At 39.1% G+C, this 8,112-nt stretch carries 9 protein-coding genes; 7 read left to right on the top strand and 2 right to left on the bottom strand.

Annotation, left to right across the window (positions count from 1 at the left end):
• Positions 1-25 precede the first annotated feature (25 nt).
• The 3 genes from BT999_RS09830 to BT999_RS09840 all read left to right on the top strand — a co-directional run bounded on the left by BT999_RS09830 (position 26) and on the right by BT999_RS09840 (position 1,817).
• A complete protein-coding gene (locus tag BT999_RS09830; protein WP_072697622.1) occupies positions 26-538 on the top strand; it encodes a DUF2628 domain-containing protein in 513 nt (170 codons plus the stop codon).
• An 84-nt stretch (positions 539-622) separates the two neighbouring features.
• Positions 623-1,117, top strand: a complete 495-nt coding sequence (locus tag BT999_RS09835) for a DUF2628 domain-containing protein (protein ID WP_072697623.1) — start codon at positions 623-625, stop codon at positions 1,115-1,117.
• Positions 1,118-1,334: 217 nt separating this feature from the next.
• Entirely contained in the window at positions 1,335-1,817 is a 483-nt protein-coding gene (locus BT999_RS09840) for a DUF2628 domain-containing protein (protein WP_072697624.1), read from the top strand.
• Positions 1,818-2,261: 444 nt separating this feature from the next.
• Here BT999_RS09840 and metK read toward each other — a convergent pair whose 3' ends face one another.
• Both metK and panC read right to left on the bottom strand, forming a co-directional pair.
• Entirely contained in the window at positions 2,262-3,434 is a 1,173-nt protein-coding gene (metK, locus tag BT999_RS09845) for a methionine adenosyltransferase (protein ID WP_072697625.1), read from the bottom strand.
• Positions 3,435-3,492: 58 nt separating this feature from the next.
• Positions 3,493-4,341: a pantoate--beta-alanine ligase gene (gene panC / locus BT999_RS09850; protein WP_072697626.1), complete on the bottom strand. Its 849-nt coding sequence runs from the start codon at positions 4,339-4,341 to the stop codon at positions 3,493-3,495.
• 366 nt (positions 4,342-4,707) lie between these two features.
• Here panC and BT999_RS09855 point away from each other — a divergent pair, with 366 nt between their 5' ends.
• The 4 genes from BT999_RS09855 to BT999_RS09870 all read left to right on the top strand — a co-directional run.
• Positions 4,708-5,520, top strand: coding sequence for a flagellar hook-basal body protein (locus BT999_RS09855; protein WP_072697627.1), 813 nt, complete (start codon positions 4,708-4,710; stop codon positions 5,518-5,520).
• 78 nt (positions 5,521-5,598) lie between these two features.
• Positions 5,599-6,387, top strand: coding sequence for a flagellar basal-body rod protein FlgG (gene flgG / locus BT999_RS09860; protein ID WP_072697628.1), 789 nt, complete (start codon positions 5,599-5,601; stop codon positions 6,385-6,387).
• A 119-nt stretch (positions 6,388-6,506) separates the two neighbouring features.
• Positions 6,507-7,454, top strand: coding sequence for a flagellar basal body P-ring formation chaperone FlgA (gene flgA / locus BT999_RS09865; protein WP_178139341.1), 948 nt, complete (start codon positions 6,507-6,509; stop codon positions 7,452-7,454).
• 29 nt (positions 7,455-7,483) lie between these two features.
• Positions 7,484-8,112 (top strand): flagellar basal body L-ring protein FlgH (locus BT999_RS09870; protein ID WP_072697629.1); only part of this gene is annotated, 629 nt, incomplete at its 3' end.

Below are 8,112 nucleotides of genomic sequence, written 5' to 3' on the forward strand. Positions count from 1 at the left end.
TGTAAAACCTTAACAGGAACTACCCATGCAAAACCCAACAGAACAAAGCCAAGAACAAGCTCACCCACAAACGGAGCAACAGGCAAAAATCACGCAAACAGACCAAAACCCAAATGGCGAGTTTCCACCACATATAGCTTATCTTGATGTTTCGCTTCGTGTACAAAAAGCCTTTATGTTAATTGAAAAATATAAGATGCACTCTCCAGAAGGAATAATGATGAGTCCCCAAGACAAAAACAACGCTCCGACTTTTTCTGAAAAGATGGCAATGTTCTCATGGTTAACGCTTTTCTTTACATTTTGGTATTATCTTTTTACCGGTATGTGGCGTAAGGGCTTAGTGATAATGGGTGTTGGTGTTTTTCTCGCAATAGCTTTTGAAAGTTTTACTCCATCTAAATATATGGTAGAAAAATATTTTATAGCAACGTGCATCTACGCTCTAATCAGTATAGCTTTCAATATTCTTTGGGCAAAAACCGCTTTTTATGACCGCTATCGTACTATTGTTAAAAAAGAAGTTTTTTGGTGGTAAAACAACGTTAACAAAGTATAGACGGATAGCCCTTTTACATTAAAACCTTACCATATATGTAAAACCTATTAACAGGAACTACCCATGCAAAACCCAACAGAACAAAGCCAAGAACCAAGCACACAACAATACACTCAAGCAAGCCAAACAGACCAAGACCCAAATGGCGAATTTCCACCACATATAGCTAATCTTGATGTTTCACTTCGTTTAAAAAATGCTTTTATGTTGATTGAAAAATATAAAATGCATTCTCCAAGCGGAATAATGATGAGTCCCCAAGACAAAAACAACGCTCCACCCGCTTCCGACAACAGAAAAATGGTTTCATGGCTTACTTTTTTCTTTACACCATTTTATTATATTTTTACCGGCATGTGGCGTAAAGGTTTAGTTATATTAGCTGGAACTGTTTTATTTATGTTCGCTTTAGAAATGATATTTTTGACATTATTCAACAGAGAGATACCAGATCCATTTTATAGTCCATTCACTATTACGAATGCTGTTATCTGGGCAAAAACAGCCTTTTATGACCGCTATAGACAAGTTGTGAAAAAAGAAGTCTTTTGGTGGTAAACCTCGTTGACAAGATATTTGTCATGGTGTAACGTAACAAATAGTAATATCCTTACACAATATATTTAGATAATATATACAAATAATTAGATATTTTTAATCTTATTTTAGTTTTAAAATAAGTTTTCTGTTTTTTTTGAAATAGAAAACTTTCGGTGTATATTGTTTTTTTACTAAACCCTATAAACTATGACAACCCCGTTAACAGGAGCTACCCATGCAAGAACCTACAGAACAAAACCAAGAACAAGCCGCCCCGCAAGCAGGAGCAACACAAGCAAACTCAACAACCACGGATTTTCCACCACATATAGATAACCTCGGTGTATCTTTTCGCTTAAAACGTGCTTTTGCACTGATTGAAAAGTATAAGTTAACATCTTTCGGCATGTCTATGGACACTCCTGCCGACGCTAAAGACAAAAGAACCTTTTCTGAAAACTTACAATTGTTTTCTTGGCTCGCTTTTTTCTTTGGTCCATTTTATTATTTCTTTACCGGTATGTGGCGTAAGGGCTTAAGTTTTTTAGGCTTATCTATCGTTGCGGGGCTGTTGATTGACCTAATATTTGGCATGTTCGACATGGGTGAACTCGGAAACGGTGCCGCAGGCTTCATGGTAGCTTATATCTATGGCTCAACCGCTTTTTATGACCGCTATCGTACTATTATTAAAGGTGAAAACAACTTCTGGTGGTAAAATCATAAACAATTTGATATAAATATTGCCAACAAGTTAACAAAAAAAGCACTCTTAAAAACAAGAGTGCTTTTTTATTAACTATTTTTTAACTGACATAAGACCATTGCAAAAACCACTCATTTTACAGGAAAATTAAATTCTCCCTTTGTTTCGGGGATACCCCCGAAGCCCCAAGTCCACTGGCAGGCAAAGCCAGACTAGTGTCCTTATTCGTGTTTTTTGGAGTGTCTTTCTCGCGAAAGCCTCTTTTGAGCCTATTGTACAATAGTCTCGACATATTTAAGGATACACTGATTAAATGGCTTTCTGGAACCGCTCAGTTATTTCGTTTGGCAAGGCACAAGCTTTTTTGAAGCAGGAGTGGACTCTTCCGTCCATGACTGTTTCAAAAAAAGCGAAGTAACGCCGCCAAACGGAATAACTGAGCGGTTCCTTAAATAATTAAACTTTTGCCGCTGTACGCAAATCAGCCACAGCATCTGTTTTTTCCCAGTTAAAGTCAGCATCTTCACGTCCAAAATGTCCGTAACAAGATGTTTTTAAATAGATAGGACGTTTTAAATCAAGACGCTTAGTGATATGATAAGGGCGTAAGTCAAAAACTGAACGCACAGCCTTGGTTAAAACTTCATCAGGTACTTCTCCTGTTCCTAAAGAAGAACAAAGCACGGAAACAGGCTCGGCAACACCGATACAATAAGCTACCTGAACTTCACACTTAGGAGCAAGCCCGGAAGCAACTACGTTTTTAGCGATATAACGCCCCATATAAGCGGCTGAACGGTCTACTTTAGATGGGTCTTTGCCGGAAAAAGCACCACCGCCGTGATGTCCCATTCCGCCGTAGGTATCTTGAATAATCTTACGACCGGTTAAACCACAATCGCCCATAGGACCACCAACAACAAAACGCCCGGTAGTATTAATAAAAATTTCGCAATCTTTAGGGTTAAAAATACTTTCAGGCAATACAGGATAAATAACTTCGTTTCTAATGGCGTCTTCTATATCCGCTTGAGAAACATGGTCTTTATGCTGGCTTGAAACAACAACGTTTTTAATGCGGTGTGGCTTTCCGTCAACATATTCAAAAGATACTTGAGTCTTTCCGTCTGGGCGTAAAAAATCAACAATACCTTGTTTACGCACATAAGTTAAACGCTCGGACAAGCGATGAGCCCAATAAATAGGAGCAGGCATTAAAGTAGGAGTATCATCACAAGCAAAACCAAACATCATACCTTGGTCGCCCGCACCTTGATCTTCGTTAGCTTCACGGTCAACACCTTGAGCAATATCAGGTGATTGTTTGTCTATAGAAGAAATAACGGCACAAGTTTGCCAGTCAAAACCCATATCAGAGCTGTTATAACCAATCTCTTTAATGGTATTACGCACAATACTCGGCATATCAGCATAAGCTGAAGTCGTAATTTCGCCGGCAATAACCGCCATACCCGTGGTTACTAAAGTTTCACACGCTACACGAGAGTTAGGGTCTTCGCCGATTAAACTATCAAGAATTGCATCGGAAATTTGGTCTGCCACCTTATCAGGGTGTCCTTCAGTTACTGATTCTGAAGTAAAATAATATTTGCCTTTAACAGGAATCATAAGTACTCCTTAATTTTTAGATACATGAGTTATTGGTTATATTAAAAGAATTAACATTCTACAACGCTACTAAAATATTATCTATTAAACGGGCTTTACCTAAACGCACAGCAACCGCCATTAAAACAAAGCTTTTAACCTCTGAAACGGGAATAAGTGTATCAGGCTCGACAAATTCCAAATAATCTTCTTGCCCCAAAGTCAAATTATCTTGCCAATGTTTGCGTATTTCACCTTTAAGTTTTTCAACATTTCGCTCACCTGACAAAATATGCTCCTTAGCCATCAGCAAAGCTTTTTGAATTTCCGGGGCTTGTTTGCGTTCTTCTGTTTTTAGATAAACATTACGAGAGCTTAACGCCAACCCGTCTGCCTCTCTAACTATCGGACAAGCAGCAATTTCAACGGGAATATTTAAGTCTCTGACCAAACGGCGAATAATCGCCAATTGTTGCCAATCTTTCTCGCCAAAGGTCGCAACATTCGCTTGAGTCAACATAAGAAGCTTACAAACCACAGTCGCCACCCCTCTAAAATGAGTCGGGCGACTTTTAGCACAAAGATTTTTTGCCAAATCAGGCACTTCAACCCAAGTAGCATGGTCATTGGCGTAAACATCAGAAGCCTTGGGGGCAAATAAAATATCAACACCCAAACTTTTTGCCAACGCCATATCTTTATCTAAATCTTGAGGATAAGCACTTAAATCTTCGTTTACCCCAAATTGAGTCGGGTTCACAAAAAGACTAACAATCAAAATATCGCCTTTTTGCCTGCCTTGTTTAATTAATTCTGCATGTCCGGCATGTAAAAAACCCATAGTCGGAACAAGAGAAATCTTTTTATTTTGAGACCTTAAGCTTAAAGCCAAGCTTTGCATTTCATTTGGGTTGGTTATTATCTGCATATCAAGTTATACGAATATAGTTTGAATTTAAAAAATAATACATACTAAGTTTATTATACTTTGTCCAGTTATAAAAATTATTCATATTCAAGACCATTGCAACACTCTGTTTTGCGTGCTTTTTTCTAGTACCTTTCTAGCGGAAGCCACTTAGAGACTATTGTCCAAGAGTCTCTATTCTGATGGCTTAAAAATAATGCCAAAGATATGGCGAAGTATCATAAAAAATTAAAATAAAATACAATATTATTAAGCTTACCCTCTATAATTATTTAACATTTATTCATATTGGCTTACATATTGCATTAATGTCTTTGCCAAAGCTGTCTAAACTTTGGCAACTATTCGCCAAACAAGGAGAAAAAGATGCAAGATAGTATGTATAGTGCACTTTTCGGAGCTTTAAGCGCTGAGTTTAGAATGAACAGCATCGCCAACAATTTGGCAAACATCAATACAACCGCATATAAACGAGACTTAACTTCTTTTAAAGATACTTTCGCCGCTTTTGCTCATGATGTCGTAATGGAACCGGTTTCAAACATTCGTGCGGACAAACTGTTCCCCGATCCTATAAATATAGCCAAACCAAGAATAGCCATGAGCCATACTGATTTTAATATGGGCGGAATGCAATTTACTGGTGGACAATTTGACTTTGCTTTAGCCGGAGACGGTTTTTTTAAAATCATTACTCCCGACGGTGAATTTTATACTAAAAACGGTCATTTTAAAACAACCGAAGAAGGTGTTGTCGTAAATGAACAAGGGCTACCCGTTAGCGGTCTGGGCGGTGCTTCCGTCACAATTCCGCAAACTTCTTCTCCTGTTGTCGTCGCCGAAGACGGACGTGTTTTAGTAGACAATGCCGAAGTCGGACAAATAGGCGTTTTCAGAGTAGAAAACCCTAACGCCCTAGAAAAACTAGGAAACAATCTTTACAAAGTACGCGAAGGAATGGATCCGGGAGAAACCGCAGGACTAGGAGAACCGGGAGACCCCGGTCAAAGACCTTTTATCGCTCAAGGCTATCTTGAGGCTGCCAACGTTGATGCAGTTTACGAAATGGTCAACATGATTGAGGTTCAGCGTCAATTTGAAGCCTACCAAAAAGTAATGCAGACCACTGATGCTATAGATCGTGAAGCAATTTCAAAAGTAGGTCGACAAAGAGCATAATTTTATATGTTTTATTATTGTTACACAAAAAAGTTTTAAAAACAAATTAACAAATTAACAAATAAGGAGAAAATATTTATGATGCGTTCTCTCTGGACAGCCGCCACAGGTATGGTTGCCCAACAACTTAATATTGACGTTATCTCTCACAACTTAGCTAACGTAAACACAACCGGTTTTAAAAAGAGCCGTGCCGAATTTGAAGATTTAATGTATCAAAACACCAAAATCGCCGGAGTTACTACCGGTGAGGGTGGCGACCAACGACTTCCCGTTGGAATTCAAGTAGGTATGGGTGTTCGCCCGACTGCCGTACATAAGTTTTTTACTCAAGGTGATTACCAAAATACGGGAAACCCGTTCGATCTTGCGATTGAAGGCGACGGATTTTTTAAAGTAACTGTCAACGGCGAAGAACTTTATACCAGAGCCGGAGCTTTTAAACTCAACCAAGATGGAACAGTAACAACATCTAACGGCTATGTTTTAGAGCCTGAGTTTAGCGTTCCACCGGAAACTAAAAACTTTGTTGTTACCGAAAATGGTCATATGTCGGCTTTAGACGCCGCCGGAAACGAAATTGCCGCCGCTGATATTCCTCTTTTTACCTTTATAAACCCCGCTGGTTTAGAAGCAAAAGGACGTAACCTTTATGCCACGACCCAAGCGTCAGGTGATGAAAACGAAGGAACTCCGGGCGTTGATAACGTTGGAACCATCGCACAAGGCTTTTTAGAAATGTCTAACGTAGAAGTTGTTGACGAAATGGTTAACATGATCGTTGGACAAAGAGCTTATGAAATGAACTCAAAGGCAATTCAAACTTCTGACAGCATGTTACAAACAGCCGTTCAGCTTAAACGTTAACCATAATTTTTAACAATTCAATGATTCTTATGCGTAAATTAAGTTTTATTTATATACAAAAAAAACAAAAGAGTGTTTTAGATTGTTTAATAATCTTTTGCCTCTTCTTTTGTCTTTTTTTGCAAATAAAACCTTTGACCGTCTCAGCACAAACACAACAAACAAATATCGAACAAAACGGGCGTATTCGGATTGTAGAAGCGGCGATAGTCTCGGGGCAACAAGTTCTTCTCGGTGAAATAGCTTACCCTATCGGAAGTTATGACCAAAAAGCTTGGGAACAAATAGCAAACACCGCTCTTTGGGACGCACCGACAGCACCGAATAAGCCCATGGCGATAAACAAACAGCGTTTGCAACAAGAAATAGAAAAAAAATTCCCCCAATTAAAAAGTAGTTTTATTTATCCAAACAATTTAGCTCTTCAACTTGGTGGAACTATTATCCTTGAACAAGATCTTATCAGCCTAACGGTCAAAACCTTGACTCCGCTTTTGGCAAGTATGGGAAGCGATGGTTCACTTGAAGATTATAAAATTCCGTCATTTATTTTTTTAAGCCACCCCGCACAACGAATTGAGCTTGAAATTCCACAAAAGCTAAGTGGCGGACGTTTAATCTTACGCTTTTTGGTAAAAGAACCTGATAATACTATTGTAAAAAAAATCTCAGGTAATGTCTTTTTAAATCTTTGGAAGGAAGTGCCTTGTGCAAGTCAACCTTTAAACAAAGAAGAGCTTCTCGATTTAAGCCGTGTTACTTTTATTCGTAAAAATTTAGCACACTTAAAAGAAGAACCTTGGGACGGAAAAAACGCCCCTTTAAGATTGATACGCCCTGTTGGAACCAACCAAGTAATTTATCAAAGCGATGTGGCACAAATTCCTTTTATTCGTAAGGGTGAGTTAATTACTCTATTGTATGAAGGAAAATCGTTTGAACTCTCAATCAGAGGCGAAGCCTTAAGCGACGGTTTTCCGGGTGAAAGTATCCCCGTTAAAAACACACAAAGCAATAAACAGGTAATCGCAACCGTAAAAGACAGGCAAACAGTAGTGGTTAGATAACCTTTATCTTAACCGCAAAAGAGGACATCATGAAAACAAAAAAACATACTCAACTCACAAAAGGCTTAAGCGTGCTTACGCTACTTAGTCTTTGTGGCTGTAATGCGGCACACCAAAGCCCAACGCCAATGCCCCCCGTTACACCGGCTCAGGTTTATACCGAACCGGAACAACGTTATAACAACCCGGGTTCTATGTTTTCAGAATCAGGCGGCGACGGTCTTTTTGCCGACAACAGAGCCCGCAGAATCGGAGATATTGTTCTAGTTAAGTTAGTGGAACAAACCAAGGCAAAAAATAAATCAGATACTTCATCAAATAAAGAATCTGATTCAAACTTTGGTATCGGGGCTTTATTCGGAGCAGGTTCTTCGAGCTTTATTCCCGGCTTTAGTATAGGCGACCGTTTTTCAGGTCGTGTCGGTCCAAACGCTATGGTGAGTGCCAATTCTGCTAGTGATTTTAGTGCCACCGGTGAAACAAAAAGCGAAAACTATGTAACTACTGTTTTGGCCGTGCGTATTCTTAACGTAATGCCAAACGGCTTATTACAACTTGAAGGGGCGAGAGAAGTTAAAGTTAACGCCGAAACTCAATATATGGTCGTTACGGGAATGGCAAGATCAAACGACGTTGCCTCAGACAACTCTATTCTCTC

The organism is Desulfovibrio litoralis DSM 11393 (genome assembly GCF_900143255.1).
Taxonomy (GTDB): domain Bacteria; phylum Desulfobacterota; class Desulfovibrionia; order Desulfovibrionales; family Desulfovibrionaceae; genus Frigididesulfovibrio_A; species Frigididesulfovibrio_A litoralis.

What these genes read in the sequence shown, in the direction of transcription:
- BT999_RS09830 (WP_072697622.1), top strand. Translation starts at nt 26, where the DNA reads ATGCAAAACCCAACAGAACAAAGCCAAGAACAAGCTCACCCACAAACG.
- BT999_RS09835 (WP_072697623.1), top strand. Translation starts at nt 623, where the DNA reads ATGCAAAACCCAACAGAACAAAGCCAAGAACCAAGCACACAACAATAC.
- BT999_RS09840 (WP_072697624.1), top strand. Translation starts at nt 1,335, where the DNA reads ATGCAAGAACCTACAGAACAAAACCAAGAACAAGCCGCCCCGCAAGCA.
- metK (WP_072697625.1), bottom strand. Translation starts at nt 3,434, where the DNA reads ATGATTCCTGTTAAAGGCAAATATTATTTTACTTCAGAATCAGTAACT.
- panC (WP_072697626.1), bottom strand. Translation starts at nt 4,341, where the DNA reads ATGCAGATAATAACCAACCCAAATGAAATGCAAAGCTTGGCTTTAAGC.
- BT999_RS09855 (WP_072697627.1), top strand. Translation starts at nt 4,708, where the DNA reads ATGCAAGATAGTATGTATAGTGCACTTTTCGGAGCTTTAAGCGCTGAG.
- flgG (WP_072697628.1), top strand. Translation starts at nt 5,599, where the DNA reads ATGATGCGTTCTCTCTGGACAGCCGCCACAGGTATGGTTGCCCAACAA.